The following is a 20,899-nucleotide window of genomic DNA, read 5'->3' as shown; positions in this document are numbered from 1 at the left end:
TCAGAGTTTCTTGTTAGTTCGTCTAGTCGTTAAATTTTCAGTTAAAATTCCAAGTCTGAATGATTCTTTGACTAAATGCCGATTTTATCGGCAGTATTGTTTGAAATTCACTATTTATTTTTTGACAATAGCCGCATATATGCCAATGTAGGGAATGCAATGTCTAATAAAAGTTACAGTCGTTTCTATCGTAATTTCACACAAAAAATCCTAGATAAGATTGTGACGCCACAAGTATTAGGCTCCACCGCTGAATTAGAACATCACTATGCACAGCGTTCCGATCAAACCCAGTTTTGTTACGTCCTACAAGATGCTTCGTTAAGCAATACCGTATTAATAGATCAACAAGCACAATCCCGTGGTTTACCTTCTGTCTATGCGCCTCTACAAATAGCCGAGCATAAAGAAGAAAACTCAATTTTGGTACTGAATGAGAAAAAGCCTCAGCAATATGCTTATCGTTATTCTGCAAAATTAATTCGATTGATTGAAACCCTACAGCAACATCCTGAACAAGATGTGATGTTCGTACCTGTCACCGTGCTTTGGGGACGTTCACCCGAATATGAAGATTCTTGGCTGAAAGCCCTATTTGCCGATGCGTGGTCTACGCCCAACACACTTAAACAAACCATTAATATTTCACTGTATTCACGTGATAACTACATTGAATTTCATAAAGCAATTTCCTTACGCCAATTAATTGCACAAGCGACGCAAGAACAACCACATTTATCACCAGCACACTTTATTGAACAGCGGCTTGAGCATAATTTTAATCAGCACAAAGCCGCTATTTTGGGCCCCGACTTGTCTGACCGCCGTAATTTAATTAATGCTTTAATGAAAAGTGCAGCGGTACAACAAGCCATTCGTAAAGAAAGTATCGAACAAAAAGTAAGTATGTTTGAGGCTGAAAACCGAGCCAAAAGCTATTTAACTGAAATTGTATCTGACTTTTCTTATTCGACCTTACGCTTTGCAGAACTGGCGCTAACTAAGTTATGGACGCAACTTTATGACGGTATTGAAGTGCATAATTTTGACACGGTACGAGAACTGGCCAAAGATTATGAAATTGTCTATACCCCTTGCCATCGTAGTCACATAGACTATTTGTTGTTGTCTTATGTCATTTTTAATCGTGGCTTAATGGTGCCGCACATTGCAGCGGGTATCAATTTAAACTTACCTATTGTTGGTCAATTGATGCGCGGTGCAGGCGCATATTTTATACGCCGTACCTTTAGCGGCAATGAACTATACACTTCTGTATTTAAAGAATATTTGCATAGCTTGTTGTCACGTAATACCCCACTCGAATACTTCATTGAAGGTGGACGTTCACGTACAGGTTTGTTATTGCCACCCAAAAAAGGCATGTTGTCGATGACTATCCAAAGTCATTTACGTGGTGCGACTAAACCAATTGCCTTTATTCCGACCTATTTTGGCTATGAAAAGCTGCTTGAAGGCACATCATATTTAAATGAGCTGAATGGTAAACCCAAAGAAGCTGAATCTTTATGGGGTATTTTAAATTCTGCCCGTAAAATTGAAAAAGTCTTTGGGCAAGTTTATGTGAACTTTGGTGAACCTGTATTTTTAGATGATGTACTGGCAGAAAATCAGGCAAAAGACCTCAAATTAAATATTAATGATGAATTGCCAACTTCCGTAATTCACACGGTAGATCATACCGCACATGCCATTTTAGAAAATATTAATAAAGCGGTGGTGATTAATCCAATTGCACTAATTTCTCTCATTTTACTCAATGCAGATCAACATGCGCTCACTGAGCAAGCCTTACTGCATCGTATCGAGTCATACCGTCAATTACTCAAACAATTATGCTATGACCCACGCATGATTATTACTCATCTTAATTCACAAGAAATTATTGAATATGCTTTAAAGCTTAAACAAGTTGAGCGCTATAACCAAGATGGCGTAGAGCAAATTCGGGTTGCAGAAAGCCAAAAAATCTTACTGAGTTATTTTAGTAATAATATTTTGCATTGCTTTATTGTGCCTGCATGTGTGGCATTAATTATTGAGCAAATGGCAGAACAAAAACATAATTTGACTGCTGCAGATTTAATGCAAAAAATGCAGCATCTTTATCCTTATTTAAATCAAGAGTTTTTCTTGGCGTGGACACAACAAGAATTAACTCAGGAAGTTGAAAAAATTCTGGCTTATTTTAATCAGCAAGATTGGATTCAAATGCTAGATGAACAGATTATGCCATCTGAATCACCTGAAAAACAGCAAGCGCTTTTAGCTTTGGCAGAACTAGCAAAACCAAGTTTGAATAATTTTGTGCTCATTCAAAGTTTATTACAGCGTTATAGTCCACATTTACCTTTAAACCTGAAAGTGTTAGAGAAAATGGCTAAAACTGTGTTACAGCGTGCAGCACATACACAACAATTTAAATCGGGCTATTATTTTGACAATGCGACATTAAGAAGCTTTATTGGCAGTTTGGATCAACAAGCGCTGCTCCAGCAAACGGCTACACAAATCACGCTCGATCCGAGTTTTGGTTCCAAAATGGCAGATTATTTCTCATGGTATAACCCTGCTGTGCATCAGCTTCTTGAAGCATCTAGCGAATTTACCGAAAAAGAATTAAAGAGCTTTGAACAATTGAAAAAGTAAGTTTATTGTAACTGCTCAAGTTTTTTACTTTTATTTTGATTAAAATGTCAGCCCCTTATTTATGGTGGCTGATATTTTATCTCAAATGATATTTGTTCTCATAAAATAAGTTATAATGAATGTTATATAATTTTCTTCCACTCCCGCCTAATGTCCGCATTGGGTTTACAGCCAATTAAGAGAAAAATGCAATGAACGATGGTCTTGAAATCACCTCAATGCGTGAATCTGCGGATACCGTTGTTGGAATTTTAAAATCCTTAGCAAATAGCGACCGTCTTTTAATTCTGTGCCATTTATCTCAACAAGAGTTAAATGTGTCTCAAATTGAAGAAATTACTCAAATTCATCAACCTACACTTTCACAACAGTTGATGATGCTACGTAAAAGTGATGTGGTAAATACACGCCGAGAAGGCAAACAAATTTTTTATTCCATTAAAGATGAAAAAATGGTCACAGTGCTCAACACACTGTATGCCCTGTATTGCCCGCGATAACTTGTAATTCCTACTTGAAAATATATTTCTCAAATTTATTTATCTAAAAGCACCTTTTCCTTCATTTGAATACAAAGACTTCTTTGCATTTTTTGTTCATAATATATCTAAATTTATGATTTAGATTTTAATATGTCAGATTTCAATTCACGTTTGGCTCGTGTACTGCCTGCTTGGCGCTGGTTGCGTAAATATAATGCAGACACATTGAAATCTGACTTGCTGTCTGCATTTATTGTTATTGCGATGCTTGTGCCACAAGGTATGGCTTATGCCATGCTGGCAGGTTTACCACCAGTCATGGGACTATATGCCAGTGTAATCCCTATGCTGATGTATGCCTTAGTCGGTGGTAGTCCAACCCTCTCCATTGGCCCAGTCGCCATTATTTCAATGATGACCTTTGCCACTTTAAACCCATTATTTGAAGTTGGTTCAGCCGAATATATTCAAGCTGCTTGTTTATTGGCCGTTATGGTGGGTTTAATCTCTCTGTTACTTGGGGTCTTACGCTTTGGTTTTTTAATTCAGCTGATCAGCCACCCCGTGATTAAAAGCTTCATTATTGCTTCTGCCCTTATGATTGCAATTGGTCAGCTGAAATTCGTATTAAATATTCCACTACAAGCCAGTAATTTACCCCAGTTTTTATATAGCCTTTGGCAATATATCGGACAGACACATTTATATAGTGTGATTTTAGGCATTGCAGCAATTTTATTTCTTATTTATGCCCCTAAAATCATCAACAGCAATGCCATTCGTGAACGCATTCGGGGTAGCGGCTTTATTTTAAAAGCCTTGCCTTTGGTATTGGTTATCGGCTCTATTGTTTTGGTATTTTCCTTTAATCTGCAACAGGTCGGCATTAAAACAGTTGGGGAAATTCCTTCAGGATTTCCACCCATTCAACTGCCTGAGTGGAATCTAAATCTGATCATGCAGCTACTGCCAGGCGCAGCCATGATTGCCATGATTAGCTTTGTAGAGTCGCTGTCTATTGCACAAGCCACAGCCTTACAACAACGTAGTCATTTAAACAGCAATCAGGAGTTAATTGCCTTAGGTTTAGCTAATTTTGGTGCGGGTGTTAGTTCATCGTTCCCGGTTACAGGTAGTTTGTCACGTACCGTTGTCAATGCAGATGCCGGCGCAAAAACGCCAATGGCTGGCGTATTTACTTCCATCGTGATTGTAATTGTAAGCTTGTACTTCACAGGTTTCTTTCGTGATTTACCGCTTGCAGTCCTTGCAGCGACCATTATGGTTTCCATTTGGAAATTAGTTGAGTTTAAGTCTTTCCGTGAAAGCTGGCGTTATTCAAAAGCAGATGGTTTGGCTATGTGGGTCACCTTCTTTGGCGTCGTACTCATTGATATTTCTACAGGCCTAATTATTGGGATAGTCTCTACTTTTATTTTAATGTTGTGGCGAATTAGCCGTCCGCATATTGCAGAAATTGGTTTACTTGAAGGAACACAACATTTTCGCAATATTCAGCGCCATCAAGTCCGCACTGCTGCGCATGTATTGTCTATGCGCATTGATGAAAACCTGACTTTTTTAAACGCCAATACCTTAAAAGGCTTTTTTATTAATCAAGTCAGTCAAAACCCGCAACTCAAGCATGTGGTCGTCAACTGCTCGAGTATCAGTAGCATTGATTTAAGTGCTTTAGAGATGCTTGAAGATTTAAATGCAGAACTGAAAAAATTAAATATCTGTCTGCATTTTTCAGAAATCAAAGGCCCTGTAATGGACAAGTTACAGCATTCCAAACTATTACAACAGCTCAGTGGCAAAGTTTATTTATCGCATTATTTGGCTATGCAGGAATTAGCACCTGAGCTGACACAAAGCGTATCATCAAGTTGATAAGCCAAATTTTGAGACTTATTTAACTACCAGATGAACTTTAACATCTGTTAAAAAATATGGTTTCTTAAATATCATTTTCAAAAATAGGTACTTAATTTTTATATCAAAATTATTTTTAAGCGAGTGATTGTTTCAGTATAAAATAGCCGTTTTTCTTTTACTTTGCGTTCTTATGTTTTCAGCTTTTCTGCGTTTGAGCTTAGTCTCCCGAATTATGATTGCAATTGTGCTGGGTGTGGCCGTTGCAATTGTATTTCCTGAATCTGCCGCTTATTTAAGCCTGTTAGGGGACTTATTTATTAAAGCCCTTAAATCTGTTGCACCAATTTTAGTGTTTATTTTGGTCATGGCATCTATTGCCAATTTTAAAATTGGTAGCAGCAATGCCTACATTAAACCAATTATGTTGATGTATGCGATTGGCATGTTTTTAGCCGCACTCAGCGCAGTAATTGCCAGTGTTTTATTTCCAAGCACTTTATTTTTAGATGTAGCCACTCAAGCTGACCTCACTCCTCCTGGTAGTCTTGCAGAAATTTTGAAAAACTTATTACTTAGCTTTGTGGCAAACCCTGTCGTGGCAATTGCTGAGGCAAACTTCATTGGTATTTTGGCTTGGGCTGTCGCTTTAGGCATTGCTTTTAGACACGCCACAGAAACCACCAAAGCATTTTTAACCGATGCTGCCAATGCAGTAAACCGTGTGATTCGCTTGGTAATTAACTTTGCCCCTTTCGGTATTTTTGGCTTGGTTGCTGTTACATTTGCCGATGCCGGATTAAGTACACTTGCAAGCTATGCCCAATTACTGGCTGTACTGCTCGGCACGATGTTCTTTGTCGTATTGGTGATTAATCCAATTATGGTAGCTTTTGTAACTCGGGCTAATCCATATCCCTTGGTATTGCAATGTTTAAGAGAAAGCGGCATTACTGCATTTTTCACACGCAGTTCGGCAGCAAACATTCCTGTGAATTTAGATTTGGCAAAGCGTTTGGGCGTGCAAGAATCGACTGCAAGCGTTGCAATTCCGTTAGGTGCAGCAATTAACATGGCGGGGGCTTCGGTTACCATCACCGTGCTGACCTTAGCTGCAGTGAATACTTTAGGCATTTCAGTCGATTTTAGTACCATGCTAATCTTATCTGTCGTTGCAACAGTGTCTGCATGTGGCGCATCAGGGGTTGCAGGTGGTTCATTACTGCTCATTCCAGTGGCCTGTGGTTTATTTGGAATTTCGTCAGATATTGCAATGCAAGTTGTCGCAATTGGCATGGTGATTAGCGTATTGCAAGATTCTACAGAAACTGCATTAAACTCCTCTACCGATGTGTTATTTACTACTGCGGTTGACCGTGGTTTGAGTTAAGATACAATGAGTTAGAAAACTCATTCAATCTTCAATTATGCCTTTTCAAACTTTACCTCTTTGGGTGCAACTCGGTGCATTTTTTCTGGCAGTGAATGCTGGAATTATTAACGTGCTCGGACTGGTGACCGTGTTGCATCAGTCCGTCTCACACATGACTGGAAATGTCAGTATTTTGGCCATGGCGATGATTGACTGGAAGCCTGATCAAATGATTTTTTTGTTTCTGGTTATTCTATGTTATGTGATTGGTTCATTTTATAGTGGGGTAATTTTAGGCAATAGCCATTTCCGCCTAGGCCGTCGCTATGGCCTGCCTATGAGTTTAGTGGCATTTTTTATTTTAATTTGCTGGGCACTGTTACCCTATTTCCCACGTTATGCACTGCTTTGGGCTTCGGTGGCGATGGGCATACAAAATGCCATGATTAGCTATTATAAAGGCACCATCATTCGCACGACACATTTATCTGGAGTACTGACCGATTTAGGCTTGGCGCTCGGCTACCGTGTACGTGGTTTAGCCGTTGAAAAACGACGTATTGTTTTACACTTGCTAATTTTACTGGGTTTCTTTGTAGGTGGTTTGCTTGCTGCAGCCATTTACCCATCATTTAAACTCAATTCTTTTCTAGTACCTGCAGGACTCAGCCTTAGCCTGAGTTTGGTGTACTGGATCATTTATTTTCGCTATCGACATATTCAACATTAAGTTTTGGAAATTATCATGGTTAAAAACGCACTACAGGCACAATTGCTGAAAGCAGGTTTAGTCGATAATAAAAAGGCAAAAAAACTGTCTAAACAAGCCGTACACGAACAACGCACAGGCGAAAGTAAAGATGCTGAAGTAAAAGCTAAAATTGCACAGGCACAGCAGGAAAAGTTAGCGAAAGATCAAGCTATTGAGCAAGAAAAGAAAGCGGCTTTGCAGGAAAAAGAACTGAAAGCAGCCATTATGCAAATGATCAGCCAACATAAAATTCGCGATACAGATGGCGAAGTTGCTTATCAATTTTTAGATAGCAAAATTAAAAAGGTATATATCAACCAACAAATTTATAATGCCCTTGTTGCAGGTAGTTTGGTGGTTGCCAAAGAACAAGACAACTATGCTTTCTTACCTAAAGCGCTGGCAGATCGTATTAACAGTAAAATGCAGGGTTTCATCATCGTCAATAATTCCGAAAAAAATGAAGCAACCACCGATGAAGATGATCCATACGCAGCTTATGTGATTCCTGATGATTTAATGTGGTAAATCTGAGCATTTACGATTTAAAAGCCAGTATATTTACTGGCTTTTTTATGAAATTAAACTTTGAATAAAAACAAATAATTGAAATGTAGCAAAAAGTTACTCAGCCTTAATTTTTTAAACTTCAGCCTATACACTATCTAACAATTTATAGATTTAGCATGAGGGTTTTACTCTACACAGCAATGCGAATCATCGTTCAAATTGAATGTAGCAGTCTTCAACCCTTTAAAGAGAGGATCTTTTGCAAGAGTTTCGCATATTTCAAAATATTCAGGAATGGTATAACCAATACCCATGGTTAGAGATGCTGACCTCACTCAGTCTGGTCATTCTATTGGCAATTTTGGCCAACTTTATTGCCAAGCAAATTGCGGTACGTGGTATCCGTAAACTCATTTCTAAAATGACCTTTGCCAATAGCGAAATTATCTCGCAACACAGTGTAATTCGCCGTATTGCCAACATTGTGCCTGCTTTGATCATTATGAATGGCATTACTACCGTGCCGCATTTATCTGACAAAGTCGAAACCCTAATACAAATGGGCGCACAGGCATTTATCTTCCTGACTATTGCCTTGGCCATTTCTGAATTTTTAAATATTTTCAATTTGTTCTATCAGCGCAACCCTAAATCACGCAACAAGCCAATCAAAGGCTATTTGCAACTGGTCAAACTCATTATTTATGTGGTCTGTGCCTTGATGATTTTAGGTACTTTCCTGAAAAAAGATGTGTTTACCTTGCTTGCAGGTTTTGGTGCAATGGCTGCGGTATTGATGTTGGTCTTCCAAAATACAATCTTGTCTTTGGTTGCTTCGGTACAAATTTCTTCTTATGACATGGTACGCATTGGCGACTGGATTGAAATGCCCTCTTTAAATGCCGATGGCGATGTCATTGATATGTCATTACACACCGTTACGGTACAAAACTGGGATAAAACCCTGACCACCATTCCAACCAATAAACTGATTACTGATACCTTTAAAAACTGGCGTGGTATGCAAGAAGCTGGCGCTAGACGCATTAAACGTGCCATTTTACTGGATCAGAGTTCTGTGCACTTTATGACGGCAGATGAACAAAGCAAACTCAAAGAATTTTTGTTATTAGATCAATATTTGCATAGCAAAAATGAAGAGATTGAGCAGTTTAATCAGCAGTTGGCGAATCAGTCACAATACAACCAACGCCGTTTAACCAATTTAGGGACATTTCGCGCCTATGTTGAATTTTACCTGAAACAACATCCTGGAATTAATCAGGCGCAGTCATTAATCATTCGCCAATTACAACCCACGAGCGAAGGCTTACCTCTGGAAATTTACGCCTTTACCAAGACTACAGCTTGGAAAGAATATGAAAATATTCAGTCAGATATTTTTGATCACCTCTTGGCTATTATTCCTGAATTTGGCTTAAAAGTGTATCAAGCACCATCGGGTGCAGATTTAAAGCAAATTGGTGCCCCCCTTTAAAGCCATGCCAACAAAAAGCTTAAATCCTGTAGAAATTGACGAGGCATAAACAAGCTAGCTGTTCTTGAGCCATGTTGGATTTTGTCGTGACAAACACTCACATGGCTCAAACATTCGTTCCATTTTTGATCGAACGATAAAATATTTTTATATATTGAAATACATTTGTATATATGAAATATGCACAAAATAATTTTTTCTTTCTGAAGGACTTAGGCTTTATGTATCTATCTAGTAAATATGAAAGTTCATGTATTATAAGCATTTACAAGAAAACCTGAGCATTTTACGGGGTTTTAATCTGTTTTTTTCCATTTGTATAATGCGCCTCCCTATACTAACGATTGCTTAATCTATTCCTGAATAGATTCTTTTCTTATGAAATATATTTTACCTTTTAGTTTATTCTCCTTGGTTTTTCTCACCGCATGTGGCGGTGGCGGTTCATCTACATCATCTGCACCTGCAGCTAGTGGTGCGCCAACAACCATAGCGCCAATAGATACAGCAGTGAGCAATCCTGCACCAAGGCCCACTACACAAGCTTTAGACATGTTGGCTCAGGCTAAACTTGCAGTAACACCAGAATCAGAACTCAAATACCCTGAGTTTAAGATGCTGTGTTCACTTTTGGTGGTGCTGAAAGAAAGTTGACTTATCAAGACTTTTTAACTTCATCAGAACAAGCTAAAACGTATATTGCCAGCCTTATAATATGTAATGGCAGTTGTTATAAAGATGCAACAGCGCTTAAAACAGCTCAAATTCAATTCAATATTGTGCCGCAAAGCAATGGCTCAATGCACATTGAAAACCTGAAATATCGTCTATTAGATGAAAATACGCTTGATCTGTACGCTATTCAGCAGCCACAATCTTCATTAATGACCAGCAATCGTATTGCTGAAAGCCGTATTGATATACCGACTTCATTTGAAATGCTTGATGAAAACCGCCGTATTTTCGAGTTTTCAATTGAGGGGAATCCGCTCAAAGATGAAATATCTTTTAGCAAACTTCAAATTGCCTTTTCAGAGCACGGGCAATGGTTTACTTCGCTCAGTCAAGATGTGCTCATGGCTGGCACACGAGTTGTAGATCAAACAAGCTACAACCCATTAACAGGATTTAGCAAAGCGCGTGCATTTTCAGGTATTGCATTTAATTTAGATCAATCTATGCAAGAACAGATTAATACCTTTGATGTCGCTTCATATAAAGATACCTATATGAGCACCAAAAAATTTAGCAGTATGTTTAATGCCTCAACCATCAAACATGGTTTATATAGCCCAATTGGCAAGAGCAATGCCTTTGGTTATGGCTACACCGAAAATTCAGCTGAATTTTCACTGGGCGATAATGCTGTCTACCGCACTGCTGGTGTATTTGTGATTGATCCAAGCGCAACTTTTGCACTTGGCATGGAAAAACGCGAAAACAATAAAGACGTCAGTACTCTCTTACAATAATTTTAGTACAGATTTCTAAGCAGCATCCTTCAAGTCGCTTATCAATTTAAGAAACTTGAAGGATGTCTTTTAAGTGCTCATCTAATTTATTATTGAGCTTTTAATTTGTTATTCAATAAATTTTAGATTGATTTTTAAAAGGTTATTTAACTGTATGCACGTTTACGAGGATGAATCGCCTTTATTCAATACATCCTCAAGTTAAATGGTTTTACACTTGGTTTAAGGCAAAACTCGATACAAAGTTGCAAAACATTGTTCTGCTTTTTCATTACTACAAAAATTAATGGTATGTGCATTTTTCCATTTCACAAAATACTGTGAAATATCACCGGTTTGATCTTCCTGATGCCCTGAACAATCGACCTCGTTATTGTCATATTTAATTTGTAAAATTAAGGCAGGTAACAGGTTGGCAGGATCTTGAGATGGTTGATAGTCATACACCCCAGCAGACCATTCCTGACCACTTTTGATGATCACATCGTTATTACTTTTGAAATTATAATATTCAATGCATTTACGATTATTGGGAATTTGCATACCCCACAGTCCTACAATTTCTGGACGTGTTACAACGCGAAATTTATTTGTATTCTGTACTGACTGTGCCGTTTGAACCGTTGCTAATTTTGTAGCATCAATAGTTGATGTATTTTCATTGGCAATTGCGAATGTTGAACATAAAACAAACGCTGTCATTAGATATATTTTTTTCATACATTTATTGATAGATATAAACCATTTGCTCAAATTAGCATACTTTTAAATTGATTCAGAATCTATAAACATAACTCAACAATTTTTATTTCACCAAAGTGTGACGCAGTTTACATTTATTTAACTTTATAGGTCATGATTATTTGCTATGATCACATTTTTGTTTCAAATGTTGTCTAAATTAAGCTTTTTTGTTCATTAATCAACAAATTGCAATACAGAGAGTAATCCCTTGCAAGACCTAAGCATGACGCAAACGCCATCTACATTCCAAAGGCAGATTTTTGCCTTTGTGCTGCTCGCGGTTTTGGTTTTTCTTGCCTGTTTGCTGGGTATTATTACTCGTCCCTTAAGTTATTTTGCATTTTTTTGGCCAACCAATGCGCTGTTATTGGGCTTGTTCATTCGTTTTCCAAACCTTAAAAATGCCGCAGGCTTACTGGGCGTATTTACGGGTTATATGGTAGCAGATTTAGTCACCGGCAATTCCATACTAATTAGCCTTGCACTGACTTTCTCTAATCTTATTGCTGTATTGAGTGGCTTGTTTTTATTTGATTATGCACGTTCTAAGCTGTCAATAAATCACCAAAATGTGTCTTTACTGTACCCACATATTATTGGCGTGACTTGTGGATGCTTCTTTGGCGCACTCACTGCAATCACGGTTATTCCGCATCTTCCGCACAGTTTTATGCTGGTAGAAAATCGCTGGATTGATTTTTTTACTTGGTGGTCGGGTGAAGTACTCAATGCCGTTATTATTCTGCCGTTAATTTTGGCTGCACCCAGTTGGCAAAAAATTAAACACGCGACACATTTACAAAATTTAAAGCAAATCCGTGTCTATGACACTTTGCCATTTTTGGCGCTATTACTTTCTATTGTCTGCACACACATTTTTTATGGGCCAGGTGCATTGCTCTACCCGCTTGCAGCTTTAATTTGGGCGGCATCGACCTATCGCTTATTTAACTTATCTGTAATTAACAGTTTGGTGGCATTAACGCTTTACCATAGTGTTACAGGCATGTTTTTAGATGAAGTAAATTCGAGTTATTTAACCACGATTATTTCAATACGTGTCGGGCTTATCATTTTAGCGTTGGCAACTTTACTTTTATGTGTGATCAGTCAAAACCGCAGACAGCTCTATCAAGAAGTTTTATATCTCGCCAATCACGACAGTCTAACTGAAACACTCAACCGTCGTAGTTTTGTCGAGTTCAGTGAAATTGCCTTAAAAGACAGAAAAAATCGTGCAATTTCATTAATCATGTTGGATATTGACCATTTTAAACAAATGAATGATCAATATGGGCATTATGTGGGTGATCGTGCCTTACAACATTTGGTCGCTTTGGTAAAAAGCAACTTACGTGAAACGGATTTATTTAGCCGCGTCGGTGGTGAAGAATTTATTATCTTACTTAAGAATAATAGCTTAAGTGAAACAGAAAAAATTGCAGAAAGAATCCGTCGTAGTATAGCGGAAACACCACTCAAATTAGCACAGCGTGAACCGATTACACTTACTGTCAGTATTGGGGTTTCACACAGCAACCTACCCACAACATTGGCATTACAAGAGCTTGTTAATCAGGCCGATCAAGCTCTTTATCAAGCCAAAACTCGTGGTCGTAATCAGGTCATTCTTGCATCTTAAAGCAAAATCGCATACAACATCATTTTGACAATAACAATTTTCAGGATTGAAATGAAACTTGCAGAATATCTTCAATATGATGCTTTGGGATTAGCCAAATTGGTGGCCAAAAAAGAAATTCAGGCATCAGAATTACTAGAAATTGCCTTAGACCGAGCCGAACAAACCAATCCAAAATTAAATGCCATTATCATCCCCATGCATGATCATGCACGGCAGCGCACCCAAGCAAAGCTGACTGGCCCATTTGCAGGTGTACCTTTTTTAGTTAAAGATTTATTTCAACAATACAAAGGTTATCCAATCTCTTTTGGCTGTCAGGGCTTAAAACGTGCAGGCCATCTTGCAGAAGAAAATGCTGAAATTGTGAATCGTTGGGAAAATAGTGGTATTGTCACTTTTGGTCGTACCAACACACCTGAGTTTGGCATTAAAGGAATAACTGAACCCGATGCTTGGGGGGCATGTAAAAATCCATGGAATTTAAAACATAATAGTGGCGGTTCTTCGGGTGGTTCAGCTTCGGCAGTAGTAGCAGGAATTGTTCCAATTGCAGGTGCCAGTGATGGTGGCGGCTCTATTCGTATTCCAGCCTCATACTGTGGTTTGTTTGGCTTAAAGCCAAGTCGTGGTCGCACCCCGTGGGGACCTCATACCAGTGAGGCCATGCATGGTGCAGCCATGCAGCATATTTTAAGCAAAAGTGTGCGAGACAGTGCTGCAATGCTTGATGCAACTCATGGGCCAGACTACAACTCTTTATTTAAAATTGAAGCACCAAAAGGTCTTTATTTAGACGCGATTCAAAAGCCGCCTAAAAAACTGCGCATTGCCTATTGCACGCAATCACCTATTGGTACGCCAGTTTCACAAGATGCAGTTCAAGCCATTCAGCAAACTGTGAAACTGTTACAGGCTTTAGGGCATGAAGTGGTTGAAGACCGCCCTGCGATTGATGGAATGCAGTTGGCTAAAGATTTTATTACCACATGGTTTAGCCAGTTTGCTTATTTAATTGCAGAAATTCAAACACGTTTACCTGAAAAATCAGATAACTTTGAGCTAGATTCTTTGGCTTTGGCAGCCTTTGGTGCAAAAACATCTTCTGTAGATTACATTCGTAATTTAAATAACTGGGGTGTGTATGTCACACAAATGAATCACTTTTTTGAGAAATACGATCTGTATTTAATTCCAGCCACGGCATCTGTTGCACCTAAAAATGGTGAGGTCAAAACGCCTGCATGGCAAAAACCAATTTTAAAAACCTTATTGCATGCGGGTAAAGCTCATTGGCTGGCTCAAGGCAAGTTGGTAGACCACATTGTTAAAGAGAACCTAAAATGGGTACCATTTACCCAACTTGCCAATATTACAGGACTGCCTGCCATGTCAGTGCCTTTGTATTGGAATAAAGATAACTTGCCTTTAGGTTCGCAGTTTATTGCGCCCTTTGCAGGAGAAGATGTTTTATTACAATTGGCGGCACAACTTGAATATGCACAGCCTTGGTGGGGTCAATACGCAAAAATTCGCATTTAAGAAATCTACGCCCTATTCATATAGGGCGATTTAGCAGCAAAAGCACGCAACTGCAAAATTCAGTTGCGTGCTTTTAATTTAAAAATAGTATAAATCAAGATTTTTGCACTTCTGTAGATTCTACCTGTTTAGGTAAGCCCCAAATAAAAACCAATCCAATAAGCGTTGATAACCCTGCAATAATGAAAATCATCTCGCCAGAAAGTAAATCCCAGTAATGGCCTGCTAAAATACTGCCCAATGCAACACCTAAGCCCCACATCGTGCTATATAGAGCTTGTCCTCGACCTTGTTGCCCTGCAGAAAAATTCTGAAAAATTACCCGCATCGCAATAATATGAAATAGTCCAAAACTAAAGGCATGAATGCTTTGTGCGAAAAACTGTGCTATGAAAGTACTAGGAAATAAGCCAACCATCACCCAGCGTAGTGCTGTAACCACTAAACAAAAAGCGACTAAAACACGCCAAGACCACCGCTGTAAAAACCATGTGGCGTAAGCGAACATTATAATTTCTGCAATTACACCAACCGACCACAACAATCCAATCTGCGTAGTTGAAAAACCCGCTTGATGTAAAAAATTACTGTAAAAACTATAAAATGGTGCATGAGAAAACAGTAAAACCAGCTCAATCATAAAAAAGGAATACACCACCGGGCGCTTCAAAATAGGCATTAATGGTTCAAGTTGCTTTTGTGATGTAGGTGCAGCGCTGGGTTCCCGAATACTAAATGACCATAGAAATGCCAAAAGTGAAATGCTGAGTAATAGCATTGGCAGCATAGAAATTGGGATAATTTCTAAAATTGCACCAATACCAAACACCCCAACAATAAAACCAACCGAGCCCCATTTACGTACTTTTCCATATAATTCAGCACGTTTATCCCCTAGCCAAAATAAAGTCACGCCTTCAAACTGCGCCAAAATAGCATTCTGAAAAAAACTAAAAATGAGCATGAGTAAAGCAATCGACTGAAAGCTATTCGGAACTATAAAAATCAGCAGCCATATAAAGGCTTCCATCCATGTAGCAATGCGTACCAATAACATACGCTTGCCAGATTTATCGGCAATCCATCCCCAAATAAAAGGCGCAAAAAAGCGAGTTAAAATAGCAATTGAAGATAGAACACCAATTTCCTGATAGTTAAAGCCTTGATCTTCTAAATATAAACTCCAAAACGGAAGAAAGGTGCCAACGATTGCATAGTAGAAAAAGTAGAATCCACCTAAGCGTGTCGATATATTCAAGGCGTTCATTAAATTATTTTTCCTTGATTTTTCAAACACATGATTAAGTACATTGTCTAACCTGATCTAAAATGATTCAAATATTAAAAACCTGCCTATAATGACTAAAATTTATCTATCACTATAGCTTTAAAGCTAGACATATTTTAGCACTGTCGTATGAATATTTAGAAAGATCAGTACATTAAAAACACCCTGATAATAAGACCTAATTTGTCCTATTTGCAGGGTGTGTCTGATTTAAAAAATTGGATGAAATTGACTATCCGCAAGATGCTTGAACAATGATTCTTGTTTTAGGATCAATTACAACCGTGACCCGATTCATGCGGTAATCCATCGTCACAGGTTGATCAGGGGCAACCATACGCACAATTTCAGCTTGTGTGATCGCTTTAATTTCAGCTTCAGATAATTCAGTTTTACCAACTAGTTTCGCTGCGGCTTCAGGTACACAGTTTTGTATCACCGGTTTAGTCTCCACAGCTTTCATGTCAGAATTTTGGCTACAACCCGTAATTGCAACTAAAAATATCGCACTTATTGGAAAATAAAAGCGTTTTTTCATAATGGTTACGTCCTTAAGCCATGCTTAAGCATGCTTTATATATCAGACAATGTTAAGAAAAATATAATCTGCTGAACAGTTTTACCTATTCATTATTGTTCAACAACCTTTAGACCCAATTTCATCCAAGTGATTGCCTGTTGTCTACGTTCTTCCATTGCATTCCATAAAGTGTCTTGTGCCAAAATAGAATACTCGCCTTCACGACATGTTAATTCTGGTGAATTTTCATAATCAATCACCCATTGCTCACTTTGGTAATATTCCTGTAATTCTTGCCACAATTTTTCTGCTGCCTGCCATTGCTCCTGAGCTTTCTCTAATTGCTGATGTAGTTGATGCCATTGCTCAAATTGCTGCTGCAAAAACTGAGCATCGAATGTCTTATTTTTATCCATACTGAATCTCACACATAAAATTTGTGTTGAGCGTACAATATTTTTAAAGTTCAAATTGTGTGTTTATGTTGATTTCACTTAAATATGCACTATGATTTTTAAATAAAACTTATTATCACTTATTCTATTAAAAATCGAAAATATTATTTTAAGTGAATAATTGGTAATAAAAGTGTAATTCTATCTATTTTAATAAAATTATAAGAATTATTATTCATTTGCTTCAGTTTTTAAAAACAAGGTACACAGTATGAAGTATATTTTAGCTGCCACTATAATTGCATTTGGATTAGTGGGGTAATCCTCCCATAAATAACCGAAGTTAAAAGTAGAGGTTAAGCAGCCATTAGAGGTGGCTCTCCTTTGTTAGCTTGATGTGGTCTTTCATGGTTGTAATGCCACAACCAGTTTGTTGCATAATCTTGTACTTCATCCAAAGTATCAAATAAATGCTTGCTCAGCCAACTATAACGTATGGTCCGATTATAGCGTTCAATATATGCATTCTGCTGTGGCTTACCCGGTTGAATATATTCAATACGAATACCATGCTCAGTAGCCCAGCGCACAAATTCGTGACTGATAAATTCGGGACCATTATCGCATCGGATCACTAACGGTTTTTCTCTCCACTCCAGCAATTGATTCAACGTACGAATAACCCTGATTGTGGGCAATGAGAACCCTGCTTCAATGGCTAGGCCTTCGCGGCGGTAATCATCAATCACATTCAATAATCGAAACTTGCGACCATCGGAAAGCTGATCATGCATAAAATCTAATGACCAAACCTGATTTTCTCGGATTGGTTCTTTCAATGGTTCAGGCGCATGCCGTTTTAGTCTTCTTCTCGGTTTAATACGCAGATTCAGTGCCAACTCACAGTAAATGCGGTAAACCCGCTTGTGATTCCAGCAGCAACTCTCAACATGCCGTAAATACGAGAAGCATAAACCAAAGCCCCAGTCGGAATTTTCCTCAGTGAGTTCAATGAGCTGTTCAGCAATGAGTGCATTGTCATCGCTGAGTTTGGCTTGATAGCGGTAGCAGGTTTCACTAATGCCAAATGCTTTACAAGCCAAACGAATACTAATGGCATGCTGGGCAACTGGCTGTTGTGCCATCTTACGCCGGCAAGATGGCTTTACCCTTGCGCAGCAGTGCTGCTCATTGCCATCGCTTCCTGGATGATTTCGGCCTTTAATCGCTCTTCAGCATACATTTTTTTAGTCTGGTATTTTCTGCTTCCAGCTCTTTCAGTCGAGCCATCAATGAGGTATCCATACCGCCATATTTGGCACGCCATTTATAAAACGTGGCATTACTCATGCCATGTTCACGACAAAGGGTGGCTACAGGTGTGCCAGACTTCGCCTGTTTTAAAATGGACATGATCTGGCTGTCAGTAAATTTAGATGTTTTCATGCAGAATCTCCTGCTCGTATCTTAAGAGAAAATTCTACTTTTAGATCCTTTTATTTTTAGGGGGGATTACCCCCCTCACCACCCAACCAATGCTTTTAATAATTTTCAGGCAAAAAAAATCCCACATGGGAATGTGGGAAAACTAAGAAACTACAGCAATGTTCTATTCGCTTATTTTATCGTCATTCACTTGATATTCACTGGCAGAAAATTACAATTTCTTGCTGTGTTTTAAATCAATACATACCATTCAAACATCTCAACTTTAACGCTGATGTAAGGCCATAGAGTCTGATCATGGTTTTCGATCTAACTCGACCAATCCCTGACGGGCTTCAGTAATGATCATCTGGATTTCTTCATTCTGTTTTTGCTTCTGATCAAAATATACATACACACCCAGTGAAATTCCCACAGCTAAAATGATCAGTGCCATGCTGATGATTACATTTTGATTCATTGTATTTTGCTCAATCTTTCTTAGCCATCATTATGTGATGCAAGTCACATTTACAACAATAACAAAAAAGCTCAAAAGCTACAAACAAAATACAATATTGTAACTACATTATAAAAATCACTTTATAATTTAACAATATAAGAAAAACCAAAATATAACGTCTATTCAAATAATATTTTTATAAAATTCAATTATCTTTAAAAATTCTTGTAAGCATCTTGCAAACTGTACTATCGCTTTGAGTAAAGTGTAATATTTAGGACGTTGTTGCTAAAAAAGATCCTGTGGAAACTTTAAAATTCACCCTAAAATTTAAAAATATTAATAAACAAAAAGTTAGTCGTTTTTTTCAATTCAAACATCAAAATATGATTTTAGATAGACCCAAAGCATTTGGCATTTTGTTTCAGATGAACCCTATATTTCTGTAATCAAATATACCAAACTCTACAAAGAAGCGGCTCAAAGTGTGGATTTCACAATAAATACTTGTAAACCCTTCCTCAACCGCTTAGCTTCAAAACTAGACAATTGCTGTGTTTAAACCACAATAACTCTTACAATGATGGTCTGATTTTCTTCGTTTTCTTCAGTGAGCTGTAAACGCTTCTGCTCTTTGCTGATTACTCTAAATCGCATATTTTGATATTCGATAATATTTGGTATTTGATCAAAATATTGAGCATCTGCCTCAATTTCTTCCTGAAATAAAGGTGTACCCAATTGATAATCCAAACTTTTTAATACCATATATTTTACTGTTGTTTTCATGAGCACCTGCCTTATCTTACTTTTTGCTTTACTTTTATTTTTATCACCGTTTATGCCCTGATTAAACTCATAATTGTAAATTTCGCTGTATTTATATGCAGTTAAATCAGCAGTGATGAGATTAAAACCAATTTTAGATTGATGATTTTCCGCACAAGTACAGAAAATTCAGTACACTTAAATAGCTTACTCTATTCCCTTGCAGATGAATCATGCTCAAACATTGCTGTGCCTTACTTGAACAACGCCAACTAACAGTGGCTTTTATTGAAAGTGCCAGTTCTGGTTATTTATGTAGCCAATTTTCTATCTATAAAAATAGTGGTGCGAATATTTTACTCGGTGGATTGGTCAGTTACGATCCAAGCATTAAACGTGAAATCCTGAAAGTCAGCGCAGAACTAATTGATACTTATACCGCTGAATCACCCGAAGTCACTCAAGCCATGGCAATTCAGGGGCAAAAGTTATTTAGCCGTGCGGACTTTGTAGTAGCATGCACAGGTTTACTCAAACCAGGTGGCAGTGCCACACCTGAAAAGCCCGTCGGAACATTTTTTATCGCCATTCAATATCTGCAGCAGACTTATCATTACCAATATTTTTTAGAAGGTAATCCTTTACAACGTCTAGAACAATTAACCAATTTGGTTGCTCAAAACCTAATAGATTTAATCCAGCAAGATTCTAATACGCCAATGACATCTTGAAATAAACCTAAAAAGTAAACTGCATAATTCACACACTTTATTCATGGTTCAGTCGTACACTCGCTTTATGTATAAAGTGGATGATCTATGCCATGCGCTACAACGTTATTCTGTTCGTTACTGCCAGTTTATGGCTACCTAGTTTTGCTTTTGCAACTGTTGGTGGTCCACAAAATATTGAAGTTTTAGGTTTAGATCAAGCAGATCAAAAAGTCTATTTAATGCGACATTATTTAGATGGTCGTGGTCGTTTACCGCAATTGTATTACTATCAACTCAACCGTACACAAACGAATTCCAAACAGTCACCTGTAAAACTGATTGAGGTTAAATCACTGTATATCAATCCAAAAACCAAACGCATTGATTATGATCAGAACAGTCAAAAATTTGATCGTGAAATTGCTAAAATTAAAAAGCGGTTGAAACCTTTAACGCCAATCCGTGCCAGTTCTGCCAAAATTCAAATCCTTTCAAAGAAGACAGTCTACGTCGCATCCTGGTTTGATCCTGAAATTAAAGTTCCTCAATTTAGCTACACCTACCGCATACGATATGGCAAGTATAAAAGTCCTGTCCAAAAGGCAGTGGATTATAAAACAGGATTAAGTATTTCTCAGCGCTATCAAATTCCGCAACACAATAAAGTGCTAATGACCATGAAATATTTAGGTATCCCTTTTGAAACAGGTTATAGCATTGAAGACCCTGTGTTACTTTCGCCTTAAATTTGTTCAATTATTTACTGCTC

18 protein-coding genes and 2 pseudogenes are annotated in these 20,899 nt (G+C 37.9%); 13 read left to right on the top strand and 7 right to left on the bottom strand.

Translation table 11 applies throughout. From position 1 onward, the window contains the following. The first annotated feature begins 159 nt into the window (after positions 1–159). From plsB to ACNS8M_RS06210, 9 genes are all read left to right on the top strand, one after another. On the top strand, positions 160–2,670 hold the full coding sequence (gene plsB, locus ACNS8M_RS06250; RefSeq protein WP_168461137.1) for a glycerol-3-phosphate 1-O-acyltransferase PlsB: 2,511 nt from the start codon (positions 160–162) through the stop codon (positions 2,668–2,670). A gap of 191 nt (positions 2,671–2,861) precedes the next feature. Next, positions 2,862–3,170, top strand: coding sequence for an ArsR/SmtB family transcription factor (locus ACNS8M_RS06245; protein ID WP_168418264.1), 309 nt, complete (start codon positions 2,862–2,864; stop codon positions 3,168–3,170). A gap of 132 nt (positions 3,171–3,302) precedes the next feature. Next, positions 3,303–5,045, top strand: coding sequence for a SulP family inorganic anion transporter (locus tag ACNS8M_RS06240; protein WP_168418263.1), 1,743 nt, complete (start codon positions 3,303–3,305; stop codon positions 5,043–5,045). Between the two features lie 175 nt (positions 5,046–5,220). Continuing rightward, positions 5,221–6,417 (top strand): serine/threonine transporter SstT, encoded by a 1,197-nt coding sequence (gene sstT, locus ACNS8M_RS06235; protein WP_168418262.1) that lies wholly within the window; start codon positions 5,221–5,223, stop codon positions 6,415–6,417. 37 nt (positions 6,418–6,454) lie between these two features. After that, positions 6,455–7,129 carry a YoaK family protein gene (locus ACNS8M_RS06230; RefSeq protein ID WP_168461142.1) on the top strand — a complete coding sequence of 225 codons (675 nt, stop codon included), beginning with the start codon at positions 6,455–6,457 and terminating at the stop codon, positions 7,127–7,129. A 15-nt stretch (positions 7,130–7,144) separates the two neighbouring features. Beyond that, positions 7,145–7,678 (top strand): DUF2058 domain-containing protein, encoded by a 534-nt coding sequence (locus ACNS8M_RS06225; RefSeq protein WP_168461144.1) that lies wholly within the window; start codon positions 7,145–7,147, stop codon positions 7,676–7,678. Positions 7,679–7,919: 241 nt separating this feature from the next. Beyond that, positions 7,920–9,158 carry a mechanosensitive ion channel family protein gene (locus ACNS8M_RS06220; protein ID WP_168461145.1) on the top strand — a complete coding sequence of 413 codons (1,239 nt, stop codon included), beginning with the start codon at positions 7,920–7,922 and terminating at the stop codon, positions 9,156–9,158. Between the two features lie 378 nt (positions 9,159–9,536). Then, on the top strand, positions 9,537–9,812 hold the full coding sequence (locus tag ACNS8M_RS06215; RefSeq protein WP_419225292.1) for a hypothetical protein: 276 nt from the start codon (positions 9,537–9,539) through the stop codon (positions 9,810–9,812). Next, positions 9,809–10,630, top strand: a complete 822-nt coding sequence (locus tag ACNS8M_RS06210; protein WP_419225291.1) for a hypothetical protein — start codon at positions 9,809–9,811, stop codon at positions 10,628–10,630. Before ACNS8M_RS06215 ends, ACNS8M_RS06210 begins: the two co-directional genes overlap by 4 nt. 222 nt (positions 10,631–10,852) lie before the next feature. Here ACNS8M_RS06210 and ACNS8M_RS06205 read toward each other — a convergent pair whose 3' ends face one another. Continuing rightward, positions 10,853–11,350 (bottom strand): hypothetical protein, encoded by a 498-nt coding sequence (locus ACNS8M_RS06205; RefSeq protein ID WP_168461151.1) that lies wholly within the window; start codon positions 11,348–11,350, stop codon positions 10,853–10,855. 247 nt (positions 11,351–11,597) lie between these two features. Here ACNS8M_RS06205 and ACNS8M_RS06200 point away from each other — a divergent pair, with 247 nt between their 5' ends. Together ACNS8M_RS06200 and ACNS8M_RS06195 are read left to right on the top strand one after the other, a co-directional pair. Beyond that, positions 11,598–13,016: a GGDEF domain-containing protein gene (locus ACNS8M_RS06200; RefSeq protein ID WP_168419498.1), complete on the top strand. Its 1,419-nt coding sequence runs from the start codon at positions 11,598–11,600 to the stop codon at positions 13,014–13,016. Positions 13,017–13,067: 51 nt separating this feature from the next. After that, on the top strand, positions 13,068–14,558 hold the full coding sequence (locus ACNS8M_RS06195) for an amidase (RefSeq protein ID WP_419225290.1): 1,491 nt from the start codon (positions 13,068–13,070) through the stop codon (positions 14,556–14,558). Positions 14,559–14,652: 94 nt separating this feature from the next. Here the strand turns inward: ACNS8M_RS06195 and ACNS8M_RS06190 are convergent, their stop codons facing one another. The 6 genes and pseudogenes from ACNS8M_RS06190 to ACNS8M_RS06165 form a co-directional block, all read right to left on the bottom strand. Further along, positions 14,653–15,825 (bottom strand): MFS transporter, encoded by a 1,173-nt coding sequence (locus ACNS8M_RS06190; protein ID WP_419225289.1) that lies wholly within the window; start codon positions 15,823–15,825, stop codon positions 14,653–14,655. A gap of 253 nt (positions 15,826–16,078) precedes the next feature. After that, positions 16,079–16,273: pseudogene (locus tag ACNS8M_RS06185) on the bottom strand (I78 family peptidase inhibitor); the annotation flags it as partial. A 203-nt stretch (positions 16,274–16,476) separates the two neighbouring features. Further along, positions 16,477–16,782 carry a DUF4298 domain-containing protein gene (locus ACNS8M_RS06180; protein ID WP_168419494.1) on the bottom strand — a complete coding sequence of 102 codons (306 nt, stop codon included), beginning with the start codon at positions 16,780–16,782 and terminating at the stop codon, positions 16,477–16,479. 335 nt (positions 16,783–17,117) lie between these two features. Continuing rightward, positions 17,118–18,207: pseudogene (locus ACNS8M_RS06175) on the bottom strand (IS3 family transposase). Between the two features lie 295 nt (positions 18,208–18,502). Beyond that, entirely contained in the window at positions 18,503–18,667 is a 165-nt protein-coding gene (locus ACNS8M_RS06170) for a hypothetical protein (protein ID WP_168417353.1), read from the bottom strand. Between the two features lie 540 nt (positions 18,668–19,207). After that, positions 19,208–19,438 (bottom strand): hypothetical protein, encoded by a 231-nt coding sequence (locus tag ACNS8M_RS06165; protein WP_168417354.1) that lies wholly within the window; start codon positions 19,436–19,438, stop codon positions 19,208–19,210. 212 nt (positions 19,439–19,650) lie between these two features. Between ACNS8M_RS06165 and ACNS8M_RS06160 the strand changes: the two genes are divergently transcribed. Then, positions 19,651–20,148, top strand: a complete 498-nt coding sequence (locus ACNS8M_RS06160; RefSeq protein ID WP_168460714.1) for a CinA family protein — start codon at positions 19,651–19,653, stop codon at positions 20,146–20,148. Positions 20,149–20,240: 92 nt separating this feature from the next. Beyond that, on the top strand, positions 20,241–20,876 hold the full coding sequence (locus ACNS8M_RS06155) for an aminotransferase (protein WP_168460712.1): 636 nt from the start codon (positions 20,241–20,243) through the stop codon (positions 20,874–20,876). Positions 20,877–20,899: the final 23 nt, after the last annotated feature.

The sequence above is a fragment of the Acinetobacter sp. A2 genome (genome assembly GCF_048537555.1).
Taxonomy (GTDB): Bacteria; Pseudomonadota; Gammaproteobacteria; order Pseudomonadales; family Moraxellaceae; genus Acinetobacter.
Note: the sequence above shows the minus strand (reverse complement) of the source record. Positions and strands in the feature narration are given on the sequence as shown.